Here is a 21,587-nt window from a genome sequence, read left to right as displayed (position 1 = left end):
GCTCAAATCCGGATAACGATCGCGTCACCGGGCCTGCCTTCTATGGTCTCTTTCGGGTGCGCTTTGTCCGGTTTCCCTGTGTGTCGCGTCACACCGCACCTCTGTGATCAGTGGTGCGACCGTGATAAATCTTCACGATCGCCCGGCCGACACCACCCGAATGTCCGGCCGGGTGCGCCACCGAGCCGGCAACCGCCGGCCAGGCACCACTCCAGCAATCCGGGGGGATCGAGACCCGATCCGAGGCCGACGAAGGCCCGGGTCGGCATGGAGAAAGGCGCACCACACATGACCTCTGCGCAGGTCGACACGGACACCGTGCCCGAAGAGGGGTACGAGCGCGGACTCGGCAGCCGCCAAGTCCAGATGATCGCGATCGGCGGCGCCATCGGCGTCGGCCTGTTCATGGGTGCCGGAGCGAACATCGCCAAGGCGGGCCCCAGCATCATCCTCATGTACGCCCTCGCGGGCGTCGTGATCTTCTTCATCATGCGGGCGCTGGGCGAACTGCTCCTCTACCGGCCCGTCTCCGGCTCCTTCGCCGAGTACGCCCGTGAGTTCCTCGGCCCGTTCTTCGGGTTCGTCACGGGCTGGACGTACTGGCTCATGTGGGTGGTCACCGGCATGGCCGAGCTCACGGCCGCCGCGATCTACATCCACTTCTGGTTCCCGGAGATCCCGCAGTGGGTCAGCGCCCTGGTGTTCCTGGTGGTGCTCTTCGGCGTCAACCTGATCTCCGTCAAGATCTTCGGTGAGGTCGAGTTCTGGTTCTCGATGATCAAGGTCACGGCCATCATCGGCATGATCGTCATCGGTCTCGGCGTGCTCACCCTCGGCTTCTCCGACGCCGGTGACACCGCCACCGTCTCCAACCTCTGGTCGCACGACGGCTTCTTCCCGAACGGCATCGGCTCCAGCCTGATGACGCTCCAGGGCGTCATGTTCGCCTACCTCGCCGTCGAGCTCGTCGGCGTCACCGCGGGCGAGTCCGAGAACCCCGAGAAGACCCTGCCCAAGGCCATCAACACCCTGCCCTGGCGCATCATCGTCTTCTACGTCGGCGCCCTGCTGGTGATCCTCTCCGTCGTGAAGTGGACCGAGTTCTCCGCCGGTGAGAGCCCCTTCGTCCACGCCTTCGGCGAGATCGGCATCCCGCTCGCCGCGGGCATCGTCAACTTCGTGGTGCTCACCGCGGCCCTGTCGTCCTGCAACTCGGGCATGTACTCCACCGGCCGCATGCTGCGCGACCTGGCCGCCAACAGCGAGGCCCCGCAGGCGTTCGGCAAGCTCAACGCCCGCAAGACGCCCGCCGTCGGCATCACGGTCTCCGTGGCCCTCATGGGCATCGGCGTCGTGCTGAACTACGTCGTCCCGGAGAAGGCGTTCCTCTACGTCACCTCCGTCGCCACCGCGGCCGGCATCTGGACCTGGATGATGATCCTCGTCAGCCACATCCGCTACCGCGCCGCGGTCGACGCGGGCCGACTGCGCGCCTCGTCCTTCCCCGCCCCCGGCGGAGCGCTGTTCAGCTGGGTCGCGCTCCTCTTCCTCGTCGGCGTGACCTGCATGATCGCCTACGACAAGGACGCGCGGATCTGCCTGTACGTCGCGGCCGGCTGGGCCGTCGCCCTCGGTATCGGCTGGGCGCTCCTCAAGAGCCGCAACCCGCAGATCGCCGAGCGCCGCGGCGACGCGGAGTTCGAGAAGGTCGGCTGACCAACCCGCGGGACGCCCGCCGCAGGGAGTTCTCGTGGCACTCCCTGCGGCTGCCGCTCAGGGCGTCCGGCATGTGGGCCGTTCCGTACCAGCCATCGGTACGGAACGGCCCTTCTGCTTATCCTGACGAGCATGCTGACCATCACCCAGGCCCTCGTCGACCAGATCGTCGCCCACGCCCGCAAGGACCACCCCGACGAGGCGTGCGGCGTCGTCGCCGGCCCGGCGGGCTCGGACCGCCCCGAGCGCTTCATCCCCATGCTGAACGCGGCCATGTCGCCCACGTTCTACGAGTTCGACTCCGGCGACCTGCTCAGGCTCTACCGCGAGATGGACGACCGCGACGAGGAGCCGGTGGTCATCTACCACTCCCACACGGCGACCGAGGCCTACCCCTCGCGCACCGACATCTCCTACGCCAACGAGCCCGGCGCGCACTACGTCCTGGTCTCCACCGCCGACACCGACGGGGCCGGCGAGTTCCAGTTCCGCTCCTTCCGGATCGTCGAGGGCGAGGTCACGGAGGAGGAGGTCACCATCGTCGAGGCGTACTGAGCAGGCCCTGAACTCGGGAATCTCGACATGCGGATGAATAACGTCCGAAGTGTGGGATCACACTCCGGAGGCCCGGCCGGGAATCGATACGATGAGCCCATGGTTTTCCACGACGTGAGCGAAAAGACGCCGGGCGATCTGCTCGTGGCGCGGCTGCACGTCGACCTGTGCAGGCTCGCCAGCGCCATCTGTTGACGCAGCACCCTGCCGCCGTACGGCCGTGAGCCGCGGCGAAACGCTCCACCTGCGTACGACCACGCACGCCCGCGCCGCCGCGCGCCACCAACCGACGACACCTTCCGACAGGAGCCCTGAGCCATGGCCATCGAGGTCCGCATCCCGACCATCCTCCGCCAGTACACCGACGGCCAGAAGGCGGTGGAGGGCACCGGTGACACCCTCGCCGAGCTGTTCACCGACCTCGAGACCCGGCACGCGGGCATCCAGGCCCGCATCGTGGACGGCGACCAGCTGCGCCGCTTCGTCAACGTCTACCTGAACGACGAGGACGTGCGCTTCCTCGACGGCATCAACACCAAGCTGTCGGACGGCGACAACGTCACGATCCTGCCGGCCGTGGCCGGCGGCATGGTCTGATCACCCATGCGCTACGACTCACCCCTGGCCGCGGTCGGCAACACCCCCCTGGTGCGCCTGCCGCGGCTGTCGCCGTCCCCCGACGTCCGCATCTGGGCGAAACTGGAGGACCGCAACCCCACCGGCTCGGTCAAGGACCGCCCCGCCCTGCACATGATCGAGCAGGCGGAGAAGGACGGCCGCCTCACCCCCGGCTGCACGATCCTGGAGCCCACCTCGGGCAACACCGGCATCTCCCTGGCCATGGCGGCGAAGCTCAAGGGCTACCGCATCGTGTGCGTGATGCCCGAGAACACCTCGCAGGAACGCCGTGACCTGCTGGCCATGTGGGGCGCCGAGATCATCTCCTCCCCGGCGGCGGGCGGCTCCAACACCGCCGTGCGCGTCGCCAAGGAACTCTCGGCCGAGCACCCGGACTGGGTGATGCTGTACCAGTACGGCAACCCGGACAACGCGGGCGCCCACTACGCGACCACGGGCCCCGAGATCCTCGCCGACCTGCCCTCCGTCACGCACTTCGTGGCGGGCCTCGGCACCACCGGCACGCTCATGGGCGTCGGCCGCTACCTGCGCGAGCACAAGCCGGACATCCAGATCGTCGCCGCCGAACCGCGTTACGACGACCTCGTCTACGGCCTGCGCAACCTCGACGAGGGCTTCGTGCCCGAGCTGTACGACGCGTCCGTGCTCACCACCCGCTTCTCCGTCGGCTCGGCCGACGCGGTCACCCGGACCCGCGAACTGCTCCAGCAGGAGGGCATCTTCGCCGGCGTCTCCACGGGCGCCGCGCTGCACGCCGCGATCGGCGTCGGCCGCAAGGCCGTGAAGGCCGGCGAGCCGGCCGACATCGTGTTCGTCGTCGCCGACGGCGGCTGGAAGTACCTGTCGACCGGCGTCTACACGGCGGCCACCACGGAGGAGGCCATCGAGACGCTCCAGGGCCAGCTCTGGGCGTAGCCGACGGCACGGACACACCGAGGGGCCGGAGTCACGACTCCGGCCCCTTCGCCGTCCGGATCACCCGGCCAGGTACCGCACCTGGTCCCACAGCGCCGGATCCACCACCCCGACCCGCCGCCGGAAGCCCCACACCGGCACCTCGCGCAGCTCGTCCGTCTCCAGGAAGCTCGCGCGGCCCTGCGCGTCGCCGACCGAGCCCGGGGGAAGCGGGATGACGCCGGTGCGCGCGTCGCGGAAACGGGTGGTGATCTTCGCGACGGTGGCCCGCTCGCCGCGCACCGCCAGGACCAGGCAGGGCCGGTCCTTCGTCCGGGCCTCGTCCTCGTAGGGGACGTCCGCCCACCAGATCTCCGCCGGCTGCGGCCGCCCGGTCCCCGGGCCGGCCGGTGCCGTCACCCCGGTCCGCCGCTCCCGCCACCGCCGCCCGCGCCCCCAGCCGTCGACGAGCGTGGCGACGAGCGCGAGCAGTACCACCGCGGCGAGCGCCAGCCACCAGGACGTGTCCATACTGAGACGTTACCGGCGCCATCCCTCCAGCGCGCCCCCCTCGCGAGGATCACCGCCGGCGCTGCCAGCCGAACCGGTGACAGCACAGGTGAGTTCGCCCACAACAGCCCCTGGCGGAGGAGCTACCGGAGGTTTTGCGCCTTACGCTCGACGAACCGCACGACCCCCGACGCCCCTCTCAGACATTCCCGCCAGCGGAGGTTTCTGCTTCATGAAGCTCACCGTCGTCGGCTGCTCGGGGTCGTTCCCGTCCGCGGAATCGGCCTGCTCGAGCTACCTCGTCGAGGCCGACGGCTTCCGGCTGCTTCTCGACATGGGCAACGGTGCCCTGGGCGAGCTGCAGCGCCACTGCGGTCTCTACGACCTCGACGCGATCTTCCTCAGCCACCTGCACGCCGACCACTGCATCGACATGTGCGCGTACTTCGTCGCGCGCTACTACCGCCACGACGGCGGCCGCTGCGACCCGCTCCCCGTCTACGGACCCGAGGGCACGGAACACCGGCTGACCACCGCCTACGCGGACACCCCCTCCGCCTCGTCCATGAGCGAGGTCTTCGACTTCCACACGGTCAAGCCGTCCACCTTCGAGATCGGCCCCTTCACGGTGCACACCGAGCGGGTGGCCCACCCCGTGGAGGCGTACGGCATCCGCGTCGAACACGACGGCAAGGTCCTCACGTACTCCGGCGACACCGGCGTGACCCCGGCCCTGGACGAACTCGCCCGGGACGCCGACCTGTTCCTGTGCGAGGCGGCGTTCACGCACGGCAAGGAGAACATCCCCGACCTGCACCTCAACGGCCGCGAGGCGGGGCAGACGGCGGCCCGGGCCGGTGCCCGCCGCCTGGTCCTCACCCACATCCCGCCGTGGACGGACCCGCAGGTCAACCTCGTCGACGCCCGCGAGGTGTACGACGGTCCCGTGGAGCTCGCCGTACCCCGGCAGACGTACGAGATCTGAACGATCCACCCGCGCGAAGGCCCCGGAACCGAGCGGTTCCGGGGCCTTCGGCGGTCGGCGGACTACTTGGCCTCGGCCTTCTGCAGCTCGGCGAGTTCCTCGTCGGACTCGCGGCCCGGCGTCGGCAGGTTGAACTTGGTGATCGCGAAGCGGAAGACCACGTAGTAGACCGCCGCGAAGCACAGGCCGACCAGGGCCAGGCCCCACGGGTTGGTCGCGATGCCCAGGTTCAGGAAGAAGTCCACCGCGCCGGCCGAGAAGCCGAAGCCGTCCTTCATTCCCAGAGCCCAGGTCAGCGCCATGGAGACACCCGTGAGCACCGCGTGGATCGCGTACAGCACCGGGGCGATGAACATGAAGGTGAACTCGATCGGCTCGGTGACACCGGTGACGAACGACGTCAGCGCGAGGGAGAACATCATGCCGCCGACGACCTTGCGGCGCTCGGGCCGGGCGCAGTGCACGATCGCCAGGCAGGCGGCCGGCAGCGCGAACATCATGATCGGGAAGAAGCCGGTCATGAACTGCCCGGCGCTCGGGTCGCCCGCCAGGAACCGGGCGATGTCACCGCTCTTGCCCTCGTAGGTGCCGGCCTGGAACCAGGGGAAGGAGTTCAGCAGGTGGTGCATGCCGATCGGGATCAGCGCGCGGTTGGCCACACCGAAGATGCCCGCGCCGACCGCGCCGGAGCCGACCAGCCACTCGCCGAAGTTGTGCAGGGCCGTGCCGAGGACCGGCCATATGTAACCGAAGACGATGCCGATGACCAGGCCCGCGAAGGCCGACAGGATCGGCACCAGGCGGCGGCCGCCGAAGAAGCCCGCCCAGTCGGGCAGCTTGGTGCGGTAGAACCGCTGGTAGAGCAGGGCGACGACGAGGCCCATCACCACACCGCCGAGCACCTTGGCGTCCACCGGCGCGTCCGTCATCACGATCTTGCCGTCGACGACCTTCGCCACCTGCGGCAGGTTCTTGTCGGTGAACGTCGCCAGCACGTTCTTGAAGACCAGGTAGCCCACCACGGCCGCCAGCGCGGTGGAGCCGTCCGACTTCTTGGCGAAGCCGATCGCGATGCCCACGGCGAACAGCAGCGCCATGTTGTCCAGGATCGCGTTGCCGCCGGCCGCCATGAAGCCCGCGATCTTGGTGATGAAGGCGGGGAACGACTCGCGCCCGAGCATGTCGGTGTTGCCGAGGCGGACCAGCAGGGCGGCGGCGGGCAGCACGGCGACGGGCAGCATGAGGCTGCGGCCGATGCGCTGCAGGACGGCCATCACGGCCGACCCCTTGCCCGGGCTCGCGGGCGCGGCTGTATCAGTGGACATGTACTTCCTCCAGGGGGCGCGGCGCCGCCCAGGAAGAATGCGACGGGGGACGGCGGCGTCTCGAAGAATGGGGAACGCGGTCTCCACCGCGCGGCCTCCACCAGGGAGTGGTGTAGACCAGTTGTAGCACGGTAGGCCGAACGAGTGGAACCCGCCAATTCCGCCCGCCCCGACGATCACGCCTCGGCGCTGTCCTCGACGTCCTCCACGGGCTCCCGCCCCGGAGTCCTCAAGTCGAACTTCGTGATCGCCAACCGGAAGATCACGTAGTAGACGAGCGCGAAACCCAGCCCGATCGGGATGATCAGCCACGGCCTGGTCGCCAGATTCCAGTTGATGACGTAGTCGATCAGCCCCGCCGAGAAGCTGAACCCGTCGTGCACCCCCAGCCCCCACGTCACCGCCATCGACACCCCCGTCAGCAGCGCGTGCACCCCGTACAGCACCGGCGCGACGAACAGGAACGAGTACTCGATCGGCTCCGTGATGCCCGTGACGAACGACGTCAGCGCCACCGACAGCATCAGACCCCCGACCTCCTTGCGCCGCTCCGGCCGGGCGCAGTGCGTGATCGCCAGGGCCGCAGCCGGCAGCGCGAACATCATGATCGGGAAGAAGCCCGACAGGAACTGCCCCGCGTCCGGATCACCCGCCAGGAACATGTTGATGTCACCGTGCACCACCGTCCCGTCCGGCTTCGTGAACGAACCGAACTGGAACCAGATGGGCACGTTCAGGAACTGGTGCAGCCCCACCACCAGCAACGCCCGGTTCGCCACCCCGAACACACCCGCGCCCCACGCGTCCAGCCCGTCCATCCAGTCGCTGAAACCCTCCAGCGCGTCACCGACCGGCGGCCACACCCACAGACACAGCGCCGCGAACGCGATCGCCACGAACGCCATGACGATCGGCACCAGCCGCCGCCCGTTGAAGAACCCCAGCCAGTCCACCAGCCGCGTCCGGTGGAACCGCGCCCAGAAGAACGCCGCCAGCAGCCCCATCACGATCCCGCCGAACACCCCCGGATTCTGGAACGTGAACGCGGTCACCGTCCGCGCGCCCTCCGTCAGCTGACACCCCACGTTCGGCACCGCCACCGACCCCTCGGGACAGTCCTCCGGGAACTGCCGCAGCACCGTGAAATACACGAGGAACCCGACCACCGCCGCCAGCGCCGTCGAACCGTCCGCCTTCCTCGCCATCCCGATCGCAACGCCCACACAGAACAGCAGCGGCAGCCCCAGCGAACTGTCCAGCAGCGCCCCGCCCGCCCCCACCATCACCTTCGAGACGTTCGTCCAGCCCAGACCGTCGTCCCCGAACACATCCGGCTGCCCCAGCCGGTTCAGGATCCCCGCCGCCGGCAGCACCGCGATCGGCAACTGAAGGGTGCGGCCCATCTTCTGGAGCCCCTGGAACAGCCGGTTCCAGCGAGCGCGAGCAGGACGTACGGCGGCCTCGGCGCCGGCGGGGCTGTCGGCACTCATACCGGTCCCTTTGTCGAGAGGCGGGCTCGTGGTGTAGACCAGTCGAACGGACGGTCGCACACGGACGTGACGCCATCCTTCGGCACGCACGACAAGACCGCTCGCAAAGATGGGCCAACTGTGGGTTACTGCGACAAAGCGGTTCGGATCAGGGAGAACGAACATGGCCACCAAGGCTGAGAAGATCGTTGCCGGGCTCGGCGGCATCGACAACATCGAAGAGGTCGAAGGCTGCATCACCCGCCTCCGCACCGAGGTCGTCGACCCCGCCAAGGTCGACGAGGCCGCCCTGAAGGCCGCCGGCGCCCACGGCGTCGTCAAGATGGGCACCGCCATCCAGGTCGTCATCGGCACGGACGCCGACCCCATCGCCGCGGAGATCGAAGACCTGATGTGAAGCGCGGGGATCGTCCCGGGCTTCACCCCCTGACGGACCCCCGACGCCGTACGCACGGGCCCCTCCCCACCGCGGGAAGGGCCCGTTCCGCGCATACGGATAGGCTCAGCGCCATGTCTCGAATCGACGGCCGCACCCCCCGGCAACTCCGCCCCATCACCATCGAGCGCGGCTGGAGCAAGCACGCCGAAGGATCCGTCCTCGTCTCCTTCGGCGACACCAAGGTCTTCTGCACCGCCTCCGTCACCGAAGGCGTCCCGCGCTGGCGCAAGGGCAGCGGCGAAGGCTGGGTCACCGCCGAGTACTCCATGCTGCCCCGCTCCACCAACACCCGCGGCGACCGCGAGTCCGTCAAGGGCCGCATCGGCGGCCGCACCCACGAGATCAGCCGCCTCATCGGCCGCTCGCTGCGCGCCGTCATCGACTACAAGGCCCTCGGCGAGAACACCATCGTCCTCGACTGCGACGTCCTCCAGGCCGACGGCGGCACCCGCACGGCCGCCATCACCGGCGCCTACGTCGCCCTCGCCGACGCCGTCGCCTGGGCCCAGCGCAAGAAGCTCATCAAGGCCGGCCGCCAGCCCCTCACCGGCACCGTCTCCGCCGTCTCCGTCGGCATCGTCGGCGGCGTCCCCCTCCTCGACCTCTGCTACGAGGAGGACGTCAAGGCCGAGACCGACATGAACGTCGTCTGCACCGGCGACGGCCGCTTCGTCGAGATCCAGGGCACCGCCGAGGCCGAACCCTTCGCCCGCGACGAACTCGACGCCCTCCTCGACCTCGCCGTCGCCGGCTGCGCCGAACTCGCCGCCCACCAGCGCACCGCGCTTGATACCGTCCTCGAAAAGTAAAGGGCGCACCAAGAACGGTGCTCGGCGCGGGCAACCACGCCGAGCACACTCGCGTCTGAAGGAGTACGGGCGCACGGCTCATCCCTGTGCGCCCGGCCAGCCACACGGGCCCGACCGGCCCGACCGAACGAGAGGGACCGCTCCATGGCCGCGAGCCGCCGACGCCGCACCGCAGCCGTCGCCGCCACCCTGGCGGCCGTCGCGCTGACCGCCGGACTCACCACCGGCTGCGCCGCCGTCGACAAGGCGCTGGACTGCGTCCAGACCGCCGACGCCATCGCCGACAGCGTCACGGAGCTCCAGCAGGCCGTGGACAACGCCGCGAACGACCCGACGCAGCTCGACGAGTCCCTCGACTCCATCGACAAGAACCTCGGCGAGATCGGCGACAAGACGGACAACGCGGACGTCAACAAGGCCGTGGACGACCTCAACGCGGCGGTGGACAACGTCCGCACGGCCATCAAGAACGGCGACGAGACGCCCGACATCAGCCCCGTCACGGACGCGGCGGGCGAACTGACGAAGGTCTGCACGCCGTAACACTGTGACGCCGTGACGCCGTGACGCCGGCGGCCGGTGGGCGACCGCGGGCCCGTCGTGGTTGCTCGCGCAGTTCCCCGCGCCCCTTTCGGGGCGCCGAATACTGTTGGGTCCATGACCCGCCTGATCCTCGCCACCCGTAACGCCGGAAAGATCACCGAGCTTCGCGCGATCCTCGCCGAAGCCGGGCTGCCCCACGAACTCGTCGGCGCCGACGCCTACCCGGACGTCCCCGACGTCAAGGAAACCGGCGTGACGTTCGCCGAGAACGCGCTCCTCAAGGCCCACACCCTGGCCCGGGCCACGGGCCTTCCGGCCGTCGCCGACGACTCCGGCCTCTGCGTCGACGTCCTGAACGGCGCGCCCGGCATCTTCTCCGCCCGCTGGTCCGGCCGCCACGGCGACGACAAGGCCAACCTGGAGCTGCTCCTCGCCCAGCTGTCGGACATCGCCGACGAGCACCGCGGCGCCCACTTCGCCTGCGCGGCGGCCCTGGCCCTGCCGGACGGCACGGAGCGGGTGGTCGAGGGCCGACTCCGCGGCGTCCTGCGCCACTCGCCGACCGGCACGAACGGCTTCGGCTACGACCCGATCCTCCAACCGGAGGGCGAGACCCGCACCTGCGCGGAACTGACGCCCCAGGAGAAGAACGCGATCAGCCACCGGGGGAAGGCGTTCCGGGCGTTGGTGCCGGTGGTCCGGGAGCTGCTGGGCTGAGGTGCGCCGAAGGGCGCCCACTGATGTGTGCGCCCTTCTCCAATGAGCCCGGTGGGACTCGAACCCACGACACACCGGACCTAAACCGGCGCCCTCTTGCCAGCTGGGGTACGGGCCCACAGCGGTGCCTACTCTACTGGGCCTCGTGGATCGCCCGGCGGCCTCCTCGACACCACGTCCTGGTGATCGCATGGCAATTCGGGCACAACAACCGCAGATTCTCGCGCCGGTCGTCGCTCCAGTCTCCGTTGATGTGATCCACCTCCAGCGTCATCGGCTTGCCGAGCCACTCGGGCCCGGTGCCGCACCGCGCGCACTCTTCCGGAACGCCGACGGCACCGAGCGCGCGGCGCAACAGCGAGGTGCGGGTCCGGTACCGGCCGCCGTGCCGGATCAGGATCTCCTCGGGCTGCTTGACCGGGACCGTTCCCGGCTTGCCGCGATTGTGTGCCTGTCCCAGAAAATGCGCCGTGTCGAGGCGCTCTTGGGCGATCCAGCGGCGCAACATCGCCCGCTGACCACCGTTGTCCGGTCGGCCCAGGCGGCGCAGCACCTCTGCCAGGGAGGTGGACGCGGCGACCGCGGCCCGCAGTCGGCCAGGGGTGGGCTGGTCCCGTCGTGTGCTCACGAGGGCCGCCCGCGCCGCGCGCCGCGTCCCCGGTACCTGTCCGTCGTCGCATGGCAGTTGGGGCACAGCACCCGAAGGTTCTCGATTCTGTTGTTCCGCCAGTCACCGTCGATGTGGTCGACCTCCAGGGGCAGTGGTTCCCCCAGCCACAGCGCTTCGATGCCGCACAGGGCACAGCGCTCCTCGATACCCAGCTCCTGCATGGCCCTCTTGAGGCGGGCACTCGGAACCCGCCGGGCGTGCGAGGAGGTGTCCTCGATGAGGATCTCCGCAGCGGTTCGGCGGCGCTGGTTGTGTCTCGTCCTCTCCGTGCGGACCACGGGCACGAAGTGCGAGGTGTCGATTCCGTAGGACTTGATCCTGCGGCCGATGTGCGTGTGATGTCCCCCGACCAGATCGAGCCCGAGATGACGCAGCACGTCGTTCGTGCTGGTCGAGGCCGCTACGGCTGCTTGCAGGGCCTCTTTCGTCCACTTGTGGCCCTCCCGCGTGAAGTGGGAGGTGTCCACGCCCAGCTTCTTCATCCGCCGACTGATGTAGTCCCGCGTAGCACTCCGCGGATCCACCCCCAGCCTCCCCAACGCCTCCGACAACGTCCGAGCCCCCCGGGCAGCCTCCTCCAGCCGCTCCCTGGTGTACGTACTCGCCCCCATCGAGCCTCCGTCACTCCGCCCTCGATCATCTATGCGCGATCCGCACGGAATAACGAACCGGTAGTCCGGCGGTCACGCACGGAATACGGAACGGCCCGTACCGGACGTTTCCGGTGCGGGCCGTGTCAGGAAGTGCGCGGGGAGTCAGATCCCCAGATCCTTGATGATCTTGGCTACGTGGCCCGTCGCCTTGACGTTGTACAGGGCGCGTTCGACCTTGCCCTCCTCGTCCACGATCACCGTGGAGCGGATGACGCCGACGACCGTCTTGCCGTACAGCTTCTTCTCGCCGAAGGCGCCGTAGGCCTCCAGGACCTTCTTGTCCGGGTCGGCGAGGAGGGTGACCTTGAGGGACTCCTTGTCGCGGAACTTCGCGAGCTTCTCCGGCTTGTCGGGGGAGATGCCGATGACCTCGTAGCCCGCGCCGGCCAGCAGCTCCAGGTTGTCCGTGAAGTCGCAGGCCTGCTTCGTGCAGCCGGGGGTGAGGGCGGCCGGGTAGAAGTAGACGATGACCTTGCGGCCCTTGTGGTCCGACAGGGACACCTCGGTGCCGTCGGCGTCGGGCAGGGTGAAGGCGGGGGCCACGTCCCCCGGCTGGAGTCGCTCGCTCATCAGGCCAGGGTAACCGGGGGTCGGGACAGTGCGATGAGCCGTGGAGCTGACAGACTGTCCGGCACAGGCTTCATACCGACTTCGGAGGCGACACGGTGGCGGACACGGCGGACACCAGGACCCCGGCGCAGATCGAGGCGGACATCAGGCGCCGCCGCGAGACCCTGGCCGAGACCCTCGACGAGATCGGGGTGCGGGTGCACCCGAAGACGATCGTCGGGGACGCCAAGGCCAAGGTCGCGTCGAACATCGATCACACCCTCGGGCGGGCCTACGTGGAGATCAACAGGGCCGTCACCGATGTCCGGGCCCGGTTCGTGGACGAGGACGGGGCGCCGCGGCTGGAGCGGGTCGTGCCGGTCGCCCTCGTGGTCGTCGGCGTGGTCGGCCTGCTGGCCGTCGGTACGCGGCGCCGCAAGGGCTGACCCGACTGCGTACGTCCGCCGGGAAGACAGGTAGGTTTCAGGGCGTGAGCGCCAAGAGAAACGAGCACAGCACCCATCCCGACAAGCTGCCCATCCGGATGCTGCACGACCGCGTACTCGTGCGGCAGGACACCAGCGAGGGCGAGCGGCGTTCCGGCGGCGGCATCCTGATCCCCGCCACGGCGGCGGTCGGCCGGCGGCTGGCCTGGGCCGAGGTCGTCGCGGTGGGGCAGAACGTGCGGACCGTGGAGCCGGGCGACCGGGTTCTGTTCGACCCGGAGGACCGTGCCGAGGTCGAGGTGCGGGGCATCGCGTACGTGCTCATGCGCGAGCGCGACCTGCACGCCGTGGCCGCGGACCGGTTCGAGGGGTCGGAGGACTCGACGGGCCTGTACCTGTAGGCGGAGACCCGTAGCCGAGCGGCACGCGCGAAGGGGCCGGTGACCTGGGTCACCGGCCCCTTCGGTGTGCCTTTGCTACGTTGGAGGGACCCCCGACGAGACGCGCCGTACCGGGATCAAGGCAAAGACGACGCACCGACACCGTCAGCCCGTTTCCCGGAGGTGCCCGTCATGGCCTGGGTTCTGCTCGTCGTCGCCGGTCTGCTCGAAGTCGGGTGGTCCGTCGGCATGAAGTACACCGACGGCTTCACGCGCCCGCTGCCCAGTGTGCTCACCGGCGCCGGCATCGTCGCCAGCATGCTGCTGCTGTCGCAGGCCGCCAGGACCCTGCCGATCGGTACCGCCTACGGCGTGTGGGTGGGGATCGGGGCGGCCGGGGCGGCGGTGTTCGGCATGGTGGTGCTGGGGGAGCCGGCCACCGCCGCCCGGATCTTCTTCGTGTGCCTGCTGCTGGTCGCCGTGGTGGGGCTCAAGGCGACGTCAGGCCACTGAGGCCGGCCTATTCGCGGCGCGCGCCCTGCGGCATCACGCCCCAGCCGGGGCCCGTCGGGCCGCCCGTCGCGCCGCCGTCGGTCGCGTCGCCGCCGCCCTCCGTCGTGCCGCCGTCGGTCGTGCCTCCGTCGGTGGCCGTGCCGCCGTCGCCGGTGCCGCCGTCCGCGGTGCCGCCGCCGGTCGGGGACTCGCCGCCCGTGCCGCCGTCGGTGGTGCCGCCGTTGGTCTGGCCCTGGGTCTGCCCCTCGGGCGCGCTCGGCGACTGGCCGGGCGTCTCGGTGCCGGTCTCCTGGCCGCCGGTGGACGTGCTGCCGCCGTCGGTGGTGCCCGTGGTCGGGTCGGCCGGGGGCTCGGTGCCCGGCGCCTGGGAGACGTCGGCGCCCGGCTGGAGCCGCAGGTCGAACTCCTTGACCGGCTTGCCCTTGAGGGCGTCCTGGGTGAACTGCGTCCAGATCTCCGTGGGCGCCCCGCCGCCGTTGATGCGCGGCAGGCCCATCGCGCCGTACAGCGACTTGTGCGCGGCGGTGACCGGGTCCTGGCCCATCACGGAGACGACCGTGGCGAGCTCGGGGGTGTAGCCGGCGAACCAGGCGGCGGTGTCCTCCTCGGCGGTGCCGGTCTTGCCGGCGACGGGGCGGCCGAGGGCCTGGGCGGCGGAGGCGGTGCCGTTCTGGACGACGCTCCGGAGCATGGAGGTGGTGGTGTCGGCGGCCTCGCGGCTGACGGCCTGCCGGGTGCGCCGCTCGGGCAGCTCGATCGGCATGCCCTCCTTGGTGACCTTCTTGACCATCGTGTACGTGCCGTGGCGGCCGTGGTTGGCGAGCGTGGCGTAGGCCTCGGCCATGTCGAGGACGCTGGCGGTGGCCGTGCCGAGGGCGATGGCGGGGCCGTCGGCGAGGTCGGGGGTGTTCTCGGGGATGCCGAGGTCGATGGCGGTCTGCTTGACCTTCTGGGGGCCGACGTCGGCGGCCATCTGCGCGTACACCGAGTTCACGGAGCTGTCGGTCGCCTCGGTGACGGTGATGTCGCCGTAGGAGCGCTGGTCCTCGTTCTCGGGGGCGTAAGGGTCGCCGGCCCAGCCCTGGACGGGGCGCTTGTTGGTGCCGTCGTAGATCGTGTTCGGGGTGATGACGCGGCCGTCCTGCGTCTCGGAGTGGTTCTCGACGGCCGAGGTGAACACGAACGGCTTGAAGGTGGAGCCGACCTGGAAGTCCCTGCGGGTGGCGTTCGGGGTGTACTGCTTGACGTAGTCGATGCCGTTGTACATCGCGACGACCTCGCCGGTCTTCGGGTCGACGGCGGCGCCGCCCGCGCGGACGTAGCGGTCGACCTTGTTGTTCTTCTTGTCCAGCTTGGACATCAGCTTGTCGTCGACGGCCTTCACGAAGGCGTCCTGCTTGGGCTTCTGCAGGGTCGTCGTGATGCGGTAGCCGCCGGCGTCGAGCTTGCTCTCCTCGACGATCTTGTTCTGGACCAGGTAGTCCTTGACGGTCCGGACGATGTAGCCGCGCTGGCCGGACATGCCGGTGGAGAGGGTGGACTCCTTCGGCACCGGGAACTTCATGCCGGCCCGCTCGGACTCGCTGAGCCAGCCCTTCTTGACCATGCCGTCCAGGACGTAGTTCCAGCGGGACTCGGCGGCCCTGCGGTTCTCGGGGTGGGCGACGACGTCGTACTGGCTGGGGGCGTTGACGAGCGCGGCGAGGTAGGCGGCGCGGGCCGGGTCGAGGTCCTTGGCGTCCATGCCGTAGTAGGCCTGGGCGGCGGCCTGGATGCCGTAGGCGTTGCGGCCGAAGAAGCTGGTGTTGAGGTAGCCCTCGAGGATCTCGTCCTTGCTCTTCTCGCGGTCCAGTTTGATCGCGATGAAGAACTCCTTGGCCTTGCGCGTGACGGTCTGCTCCTGGCGCAGGTAGTAGTTCTTCACGTACTGCTGCGTGATGGTGGAGCCGGACTGCTTGCCCTTGCCGAGGGCGGTGTTCCAGGCGGCGCGGACCATGGCCTTGGGGTCGACGGCGGACTCCGTGTAGAAGTCGCGGTCCTCGGCGGCCAGGATGGCGTGCTGGGCGTCCTTGGAGATCTGCGCGAGGGTGACGTTCTCCCGGTTGATCTCGCCGTCGCGGGCGATCACGGAGCCGTCCGCGTACAGGTAGACGTTGGCCTGCTTGGTGGCGAGCGCGTTGGCGGGCGGGATCTTCACCAGCGAGTAGCCGAGGAAGAAGCCGCCGACCAGCAGCATGACGACGATGATGAAGCCGCCCAGCGTCATGCGCCAGGTCGGGATCATCCGGCGCCAGCCGGTCCGCTTCGGTTTCCCGGCCGCCGGGCCCTGAGGCGCGCCGGGGTCGCCGTCCGCCTGCGGCTCTCTCGGTGCCCAGCCCGGGTTCGGCTGCTGAGGCTCGTCACTCATGTCGTGCACGGACTCCGTTTCGCGTCGTACGTCGTTCCCGTACGTCTCTGCTCGCTCTTGCGCCCCTGTGGTGAAGACTGTCCCATCCGGCGATCAGTTCCCTGATCGAGGGCCGTGTCGTGCGGCGTGTGCCCGGGCGGGCGGCAGGCGGGCGGGCGCGCAGGCGGCCGGGGGGCGCGTTCGCCACCCTGCGCGCCTGTTCGAGGTGCGTTCCTGCTTGCGTGATGTCCCCCGAAGGGGGACACGACCGAGATGCGACTGCTCGCACGCTCCGCCCTGGCCGGCACCGCCGCCACGCTGCTCGCCCTGGCCACGGACGCCTCGGCCCACGCGGACGTCTCGGATCGTACCGTCTGGGCCGGTGCGGGCTCGCCCCGCGCCGCCCCCGGGGGCCCGGAAAACCCGTGGCACGGTTGATCGTCGGCCCACTAGGCTCCTGCGCTTCGGTGCCGGCGGTGAGGAGGGCGGTGGATGTGGGCTCGGGGCGGTTGTACGCGGCCGTCGCCGCGGGCGGTTTCAGGCGGTACGCGACCTATCGGGCGGCCATGCTGGCCGGGATCTTCACCAACACCGTCTTCGGCCTGATCCTGGTGTACACGTATCTCGCGCTGTGGGACGAGAGACCCCACCTCGGGGGGTACGACCAGGCGCAGGCCATCACCTATGTGTGGATCGGCCAGGCGCTGTTCAAGACGCTCGGCATCAGCGGCGGCGGCTTCGAGGACGAGCTGATGGAGCGCATCCGTACGGGGGACGTCGCCGTCGACCTGTACCGGCCCGCCGACCTCCAGCTGTGGTGGATGGCGGCCGACGGGGGCCGGGCCCTGTTCGAGCTGTTCGCACGCGGGGTGCCGCCCTTCGTCATCGGGGCGCTGCTCTTCCCCCTGGCGCTGCCCGGGGACGTGACGGCCTGGGTGGCGTTCCTGGTGGCGGTGGCGCTGGCCTGGGTGGTCGGCTTCGCCATCCGGTACCTGGTGGCGCTGTCGGCGTTCTGGCTGATCGACGGCACCGGGGTGGTGCAGATGTCGTGGTTCGTCGGCTGGTTCTGCTCGGGGATGATGCTGCCGCTGAACGTCTTCCCGGGCGTCTTCGGCGACGTCGTGCGGATGCTGCCCTGGTCGTCGGTCCTCCAGGCACCGGCCGACGTCCTGCTCGGCGAGGCCGACCCGCTCGGCACGTACGCCTTCCAGGCGGCCTGGGCGGTGGCGCTGCTGGCGGCCGGGCGGCTGGTGCAGTCGCTGGCGACGCGGCGGGTGGTGGTCCAGGGTGGCTGACACGGTGCGTGAGCGCGCGGAGGTCCTCGGTGTGCCCGGCCGGGTGCGGGAGGGGCTGCGCTCCTACGGGCTGATCGCCGCGATGTGGATCCGCTCCACGATGGCCTACCGCGCCTCCTTCGCCCTGACGACGTTCACCAACTTCGCGGTGACCGGGCTCGACTTCGTCGCCATCCTGCTGATGTTCTCCAGCGTCGACGCGCTGGGCGGCTTCTCCCTGCCCGAGATCGCCTTCCTGTACGGCCTGTCCAGCCTGGCCTTCGGGCTCGCCGACATGCTGATCGGGTCGATGGAGCGGCTGGGGCGCCGGGTGCGCGACGGCACGCTGGACACGCTGCTGGTGCGGCCGGCGCCGGTGCTGGCGCAGGTGGCCGCCGACCGTTTCGCCCTGCGCCGCCTGGGCCGGGTCACGCAGGGCACGCTGGTGCTGGGCTACGCGCTGACCGCCCTGGACATCGACTGGACGCCGCTGAAGCTGCTGCTGATGCCGGTGATGGTGGTCAGCGGCGGGGCGATCTTCTGCTCGGTGTTCGTGGCGGGCGCGGCCTTCCAGTTCGTGGCGCAGGACGCCTCGGAGGTGCAGAACGCGTTCACGTACGGCGGGGCGACGCTGTTGCAGTACCCGCCGGTGCTGTTCGCGCGGGATCTGGTGCGCGGGGTGACCTTCGTGCTGCCGCTGGCCTTCGTGAACTGGCTGCCCGCGTCCTATGTGCTGGGGCGGCCGTATCCGCTGGACCTGCCGACGTGGGTGGCGTTCGCGTCGCCGCTGGTGGCGGTGGTCTGCTGCGCGCTGGCCGGGGTGGCGTGGCGGGCGGGGCTTCGTTCGTACCGGAGTACTGGGAGTTGAGTTGACCGGTTCCGAAAGCGGGTTCATCGAACTCGACGGTGTCGAGAAGGTCTTCGAGGTGCGCAAGAAGACCGGCTTCATGAAGCGGGAGCGGCGGCAGGTGCGCGCCGTCGACTCGATCTCCTTCCGGGTGGGACGCGGCGAGATGGTCGGCTACATCGGCCCGAACGGCGCCGGCAAGTCGACCACGATCAAGATGCTGACCGGCATCCTCACGCCGAGCGCGGGCCGGCTCCGGGTGGCGGGCATCGACCCCTCCCGGGAGCGGACGCGCCTCGCGCACCGCATCGGGGTGGTGTTCGGGCAGCGCACGACGCTGTGGTGGGACCTGCCGCTGGTCGACTCCTACCGGCTGATGCACCGCATGTACCGGATACCGGACGGCCGTTACCGCGAGAACCTCGACCGGCTGGTCGAACTCCTCGACCTGGGCGACCTGCTGGACGTGCCGGTGCGGCAGCTCTCGCTCGGGCAGCGGATGCGCGGCGACATCGCGGCGGCGCTGCTGCACGACCCGGAGGTGCTGTACCTCGACGAGCCGACCATCGGGCTCGACGTCGTCTCCAAGGCCAAGGTGCGGGAGTTCCTGCGGGAGTTGAACGCCGAGCGCGGCACGACGGTTCTGCTGACCACGCACGACCTGCAGGACATCGAGCAGTTGTGCAAGCGGGTGATGGTCATCGACCAGGGGCGGCTGATGTACGACGGGCCGCTCGCCGGGCTGCACGAGGCGGGGGAGAGCGAGCGGACGCTGGTGGTGGACCTGGAGCGGGAACTGCCGCCGATCGACGCCCCCGCACCCGCCCGGGTCGTGCGGGTGGACGGTCCGCGGCAGTGGCTGGCGTTCCCGGCCGCGGAGTCGGCGGCGCCGCTGGTGGCGCGGATCGCGGCGGAGTATCCGCTGGTCGACCTGTCGGTGCGGGAGCCGGACATCGAGGCGGTGATCGCGAAAATGTACGCGGAGCGTGCGACCACGTAGTGCCCGGCTCGGGCGACTCGTAATCTGCTGTGTATGACCGACGACTCAGTCCCGGACCTCCGCGCCTCCGACGCCGACCGTGAACGGGTCGCCGAGATCCTGCGGGACGCCCTCGCGGAGGGCCGTCTCGACATGGCGGAGTTCGAGGAGCGGCTGGACGCGACGTACCGGGCGCGGACGTACGGGGAGCTGGCGCCGATCACCCGGGACCTGCCGGCCTCCGGTGTCACCGCGCCGGTGGTGTCGCTGAGCAAGGAGCCCGCCGCCGGGCCGGACTGGTCGCGGCGGATCGTGGGCGGTGAGGGGTCCTCGACCTGGGCCGCCGCCGTGATGGCCGGCTTCCAGCGCAAGGGGCACTGGACGGTGCCCCGGCGGTTCACCTGCCTCGCCTTCTGCGGCGGCGGGGAGCTCGACCTGCGCGAGGCGAACTTCACGGACCGCGAGGTCGAGATCAACGTGATCGCGATCATGGGCGGGGTGGACGTCATCGTGCCGCCCGGGGTCGAGGTCGTCGTGCGCGGCATCGGGATCATGGGCGGCTTCGACCACCGCGAGGAGGGCGTGCCGGGGGAGCCGGGCGCACCGCGGGTCGTCGTCACCGGCTTCGCGCTGTGGGGCGGCGTCGGGGTCCAGCGGAAGCTGACACGCGCGGAGAAGCAGCGGCTACGGGAGGAACGGCAGCGGGAGAAGCTGGAGCGGAGGGAGGGGCGGCGGGAGCTGGGCTGAGGACGCCTGCCGTCTGCGGGCAGTCGTGCCGCTGGGGCGGCACGGGTGGGCGCAGGCGGTACCCCGTAGCGCCGGGTTGCGCGCCCACCCCGCCTCAGCCACGACTGCGGTGCGTATCAGCAGACAGCTCTACAGCTCCGCCGGTACCGACCCCTTCAGCAGCTCCAGGTCGAACGCCTCCGCCATCCGCGCGTACCCCTTGTCGCTGGGGTGCAGATGATCCCCCGAGTCGTACACCGGCCGCAGCCGCCGAGGGTCGTACGGATCCCGCAGCGCCGCGTCGAAGTCGACGACCGCGTCGAACACCCGTCCGGCCCGGATCTCGGCGTTGATGGCCTGCCGCACCCCTTCACGCGCGTCCGTGTAGCCACGGTGCCCGTAGAACGGCATGAGGGTCGCGCCCACGACCTTCAGCCCCCGCGCGTGCGCCTGCCCCACCATCGTGCGCAGGCCGCCGACGATCGCGTCCGGGTCGGCGAGCCGCGGGTTGCGCAGGATGTCGTTGACGCCGAGGTCGATGACGACGACCTTGACGTTCGTCCGCTGCAGTACGTCCCGCGCGAAGCGGTTCAGCCCGCTGGGGTTGTCCGCGGGGCGGCCCAGCCCGTCGGTGAGGACCCGGTTCCCGCTGATGCCCTGGTTGACGACGCTGTAGCGCGGCAGGTCCCGCCCGGCCGCGATCTCCGCGCGTAGCCGGTCCGAGAGAACGTCGGTCCACCGCCTGTTGGCGCCCGACGTGGAGGTGATGCCGTCGGTCAGCGAGTCGCCCAGGGCGACCACCGTCCCGTCCGCCTCGTTGCTCAGCACGTCCAGCGCGGTCAGGTAGCGCCAGTACCTGGTCTCCTCGGTGTACGGCGTGCCCGTCACGTCCCGCGCCTGGTCGCCCTGGGCGACGTAGGAGGTCTGCCGGGCGTGCGGGTGGTACGTCACCGGGCCGGAGCTGGTCGGCGTGTACGTGGTGATCAGGACGTCCGCGTCGTGCGGGATGGCGATGCGCACGGCGTCGCTCATCACCTGCCCGCCGGGCGGGACGACGACCGCGGGGCCGCCGTTGAAGGTCAGCTGCCGCATGGTGTCCGCGAGCGCGGCGGGCGTGCCGCTGCCCGCGGCGACGGCGATCGACGCCTGCGTGATGTTCAGCGGCGACTGGCCGTAGAGATTGGACAGCGTCACGCGGGCACTCGTACCGCCGACGCTGGTGTGGACGACGTTGCGTACCGAGCGGTCCGCCATGCCGGTCGTCTCCGTGCCGGGCTCGGCGCCGGCCGGGGACGTGGACCAGGTGCCGACCCAGGTGCCGGTGGAGGCCGGGGCGGCGGGGTTGTTCGGGACGCGGCCGTCGGCGAGTGCGTTCCGGTTGCGGGTGCCGTTGTCGGACGCCACTCCGACGTATATGGCGGTGGAAAGGGCCACGATCGCTGCGACGACGACGGCCAGGAGGGCGTAACCACGACCCCGGGTCATGCTCTTCAGTTCTCCTCGGGCGATGGGAGCCTCAGGCTCCGATCTGATGTTCCCATG

General features: G+C 70.2%; 26 protein-coding genes, 1 tRNA gene and 1 riboswitch. Of the genes, 18 read left to right on the top strand and 9 right to left on the bottom strand.

The genetic code is table 11. The annotated features are described in order from the left end of the window. Positions 1-288 precede the first annotated feature (288 nt). From C1703_RS14830 to C1703_RS14810, 5 genes are all read left to right on the top strand, one after another. Positions 289-1,716 carry an amino acid permease gene (locus tag C1703_RS14830; protein WP_114253085.1) on the top strand — a complete coding sequence of 476 codons (1,428 nt, stop codon included), beginning with the start codon at positions 289-291 and terminating at the stop codon, positions 1,714-1,716. A gap of 132 nt (positions 1,717-1,848) precedes the next feature. Beyond that, positions 1,849-2,271 carry a M67 family metallopeptidase gene (locus tag C1703_RS14825; RefSeq protein WP_114253083.1) on the top strand — a complete coding sequence of 141 codons (423 nt, stop codon included), beginning with the start codon at positions 1,849-1,851 and terminating at the stop codon, positions 2,269-2,271. Between the two features lie 99 nt (positions 2,272-2,370). Beyond that, a complete protein-coding gene (locus C1703_RS40310; RefSeq protein ID WP_311688247.1) occupies positions 2,371-2,466 on the top strand; it encodes a putative leader peptide in 96 nt (31 codons plus the stop codon). A gap of 123 nt (positions 2,467-2,589) precedes the next feature. Next, a complete protein-coding gene (locus tag C1703_RS14815; protein ID WP_031113213.1) occupies positions 2,590-2,868 on the top strand; it encodes a MoaD/ThiS family protein in 279 nt (92 codons plus the stop codon). 6 nt (positions 2,869-2,874) lie between these two features. Then, positions 2,875-3,825 carry a cysteine synthase gene (locus tag C1703_RS14810; protein ID WP_114253079.1) on the top strand — a complete coding sequence of 317 codons (951 nt, stop codon included), beginning with the start codon at positions 2,875-2,877 and terminating at the stop codon, positions 3,823-3,825. 60 nt (positions 3,826-3,885) lie between these two features. On the opposite strand, the gene C1703_RS14805 is transcribed toward C1703_RS14810, so the two are convergent. Next, positions 3,886-4,335 (bottom strand): type II toxin-antitoxin system PemK/MazF family toxin, encoded by a 450-nt coding sequence (locus tag C1703_RS14805; protein ID WP_114253077.1) that lies wholly within the window; start codon positions 4,333-4,335, stop codon positions 3,886-3,888. Positions 4,336-4,546: 211 nt separating this feature from the next. Between C1703_RS14805 and C1703_RS14800 the strand changes: the two genes are divergently transcribed. Beyond that, positions 4,547-5,299 (top strand): MBL fold metallo-hydrolase, encoded by a 753-nt coding sequence (locus C1703_RS14800; protein ID WP_114253075.1) that lies wholly within the window; start codon positions 4,547-4,549, stop codon positions 5,297-5,299. Between the two features lie 62 nt (positions 5,300-5,361). On the opposite strand, the gene C1703_RS14795 is transcribed toward C1703_RS14800, so the two are convergent. Both C1703_RS14795 and C1703_RS14790 read right to left on the bottom strand, forming a co-directional pair. Beyond that, positions 5,362-6,624 carry a PTS transporter subunit EIIC gene (locus C1703_RS14795; RefSeq protein ID WP_114253073.1) on the bottom strand — a complete coding sequence of 421 codons (1,263 nt, stop codon included), beginning with the start codon at positions 6,622-6,624 and terminating at the stop codon, positions 5,362-5,364. Positions 6,625-6,800: 176 nt separating this feature from the next. Beyond that, on the bottom strand, positions 6,801-8,114 hold the full coding sequence (locus C1703_RS14790; RefSeq protein WP_114253071.1) for a PTS transporter subunit EIIC: 1,314 nt from the start codon (positions 8,112-8,114) through the stop codon (positions 6,801-6,803). 163 nt (positions 8,115-8,277) lie between these two features. Between C1703_RS14790 and C1703_RS14785 the strand changes: the two genes are divergently transcribed. The 4 genes from C1703_RS14785 (at position 8,278) to rdgB (ending at position 10,622) form a co-directional block, all read left to right on the top strand. Then, positions 8,278-8,511: a PTS glucose/sucrose transporter subunit IIB gene (locus tag C1703_RS14785; RefSeq protein ID WP_020270294.1), complete on the top strand. Its 234-nt coding sequence runs from the start codon at positions 8,278-8,280 to the stop codon at positions 8,509-8,511. A 113-nt stretch (positions 8,512-8,624) separates the two neighbouring features. Next, positions 8,625-9,362: a ribonuclease PH gene (gene rph, locus C1703_RS14780; RefSeq protein ID WP_114253069.1), complete on the top strand. Its 738-nt coding sequence runs from the start codon at positions 8,625-8,627 to the stop codon at positions 9,360-9,362. A gap of 144 nt (positions 9,363-9,506) precedes the next feature. Beyond that, entirely contained in the window at positions 9,507-9,905 is a 399-nt protein-coding gene (locus tag C1703_RS14775) for a hypothetical protein (protein ID WP_114253067.1), read from the top strand. A 114-nt stretch (positions 9,906-10,019) separates the two neighbouring features. Further along, complete coding sequence (gene rdgB / locus C1703_RS14770; protein ID WP_114253065.1) at positions 10,020-10,622, top strand: RdgB/HAM1 family non-canonical purine NTP pyrophosphatase; 603 nt, start codon at positions 10,020-10,022, stop codon at positions 10,620-10,622. Between the two features lie 43 nt (positions 10,623-10,665). Here the strand turns inward: rdgB and C1703_RS14765 are convergent. The 4 genes from C1703_RS14765 to bcp all read right to left on the bottom strand — a co-directional run bounded on the left by C1703_RS14765 (position 10,666) and on the right by bcp (position 12,515). Further along, a tRNA-Leu gene (locus C1703_RS14765) sits at positions 10,666-10,740 on the bottom strand. 15 nt (positions 10,741-10,755) lie between these two features. Beyond that, on the bottom strand, positions 10,756-11,250 hold the full coding sequence (locus C1703_RS14760; RefSeq protein WP_232840489.1) for an HNH endonuclease: 495 nt from the start codon (positions 11,248-11,250) through the stop codon (positions 10,756-10,758). Beyond that, positions 11,247-11,903, bottom strand: coding sequence for an HNH endonuclease signature motif containing protein (locus tag C1703_RS14755; protein WP_114253060.1), 657 nt, complete (start codon positions 11,901-11,903; stop codon positions 11,247-11,249). The genes C1703_RS14760 and C1703_RS14755 overlap by 4 nt, the downstream gene beginning before the upstream one ends. A gap of 144 nt (positions 11,904-12,047) precedes the next feature. Then, a complete protein-coding gene (gene bcp / locus C1703_RS14750; protein ID WP_114253058.1) occupies positions 12,048-12,515 on the bottom strand; it encodes a thioredoxin-dependent thiol peroxidase in 468 nt (155 codons plus the stop codon). Between the two features lie 95 nt (positions 12,516-12,610). On the opposite strand from bcp, the gene C1703_RS14745 reads away from it, so the two are divergent. The 3 genes from C1703_RS14745 to C1703_RS14735 all read left to right on the top strand — a co-directional run bounded on the left by C1703_RS14745 (position 12,611) and on the right by C1703_RS14735 (position 13,833). Continuing rightward, a complete protein-coding gene (locus C1703_RS14745; protein ID WP_114253056.1) occupies positions 12,611-12,940 on the top strand; it encodes a DUF3618 domain-containing protein in 330 nt (109 codons plus the stop codon). 44 nt (positions 12,941-12,984) lie between these two features. Further along, entirely contained in the window at positions 12,985-13,341 is a 357-nt protein-coding gene (locus tag C1703_RS14740; RefSeq protein ID WP_010040015.1) for a co-chaperone GroES, read from the top strand. Between the two features lie 64 nt (positions 13,342-13,405). Then, a riboswitch (guanidine-III (ykkC-III) riboswitch) is annotated at positions 13,406-13,478 on the top strand. A gap of 34 nt (positions 13,479-13,512) precedes the next feature. Continuing rightward, positions 13,513-13,833 carry a multidrug efflux SMR transporter gene (locus C1703_RS14735; protein WP_031113232.1) on the top strand — a complete coding sequence of 107 codons (321 nt, stop codon included), beginning with the start codon at positions 13,513-13,515 and terminating at the stop codon, positions 13,831-13,833. 7 nt (positions 13,834-13,840) lie between these two features. Here C1703_RS14735 and C1703_RS14730 read toward each other — a convergent pair whose 3' ends face one another. Next, entirely contained in the window at positions 13,841-16,240 is a 2,400-nt protein-coding gene (locus C1703_RS14730; protein WP_114253054.1) for a transglycosylase domain-containing protein, read from the bottom strand. A gap of 252 nt (positions 16,241-16,492) precedes the next feature. Here C1703_RS14730 and C1703_RS38945 point away from each other — a divergent pair, with 252 nt between their 5' ends. Genes C1703_RS38945 through C1703_RS14710 form a run of 5 tightly spaced genes read left to right on the top strand, consistent with a single transcriptional unit; the run spans position 16,493 to position 20,066 of the window. Next, positions 16,493-16,657 (top strand): hypothetical protein, encoded by a 165-nt coding sequence (locus C1703_RS38945; RefSeq protein WP_157993111.1) that lies wholly within the window; start codon positions 16,493-16,495, stop codon positions 16,655-16,657. A gap of 50 nt (positions 16,658-16,707) precedes the next feature. After that, positions 16,708-17,514, top strand: a complete 807-nt coding sequence (locus C1703_RS14725) for an ABC-2 family transporter protein (RefSeq protein ID WP_114253052.1) — start codon at positions 16,708-16,710, stop codon at positions 17,512-17,514. Further along, positions 17,507-18,361: an ABC transporter permease gene (locus C1703_RS14720; RefSeq protein WP_232840488.1), complete on the top strand. Its 855-nt coding sequence runs from the start codon at positions 17,507-17,509 to the stop codon at positions 18,359-18,361. The genes C1703_RS14725 and C1703_RS14720 overlap by 8 nt, the downstream gene beginning before the upstream one ends. Position 18,362: 1 nt before the next feature. Then, entirely contained in the window at positions 18,363-19,340 is a 978-nt protein-coding gene (locus tag C1703_RS14715; protein WP_114253050.1) for an ATP-binding cassette domain-containing protein, read from the top strand. A 33-nt stretch (positions 19,341-19,373) separates the two neighbouring features. Then, entirely contained in the window at positions 19,374-20,066 is a 693-nt protein-coding gene (locus C1703_RS14710) for a DUF1707 domain-containing protein (protein ID WP_114253048.1), read from the top strand. Between the two features lie 129 nt (positions 20,067-20,195). Here C1703_RS14710 and C1703_RS14705 read toward each other — a convergent pair whose 3' ends face one another. Further along, the gene (locus tag C1703_RS14705) at positions 20,196-21,530 is read right to left on the bottom strand and encodes an SGNH/GDSL hydrolase family protein (protein ID WP_114253046.1); all 1,335 of its coding nucleotides are present in this window, start codon (positions 21,528-21,530) and stop codon (positions 20,196-20,198) included. Positions 21,531-21,587: the final 57 nt, after the last annotated feature.

The sequence above is a fragment of the Streptomyces sp. Go-475 genome, assembly GCF_003330845.1.
Lineage (GTDB): Bacteria > Actinomycetota > Actinomycetes > Streptomycetales > Streptomycetaceae > Streptomyces.
This window is presented reverse-complemented; position numbering and strand designations above follow the sequence as displayed.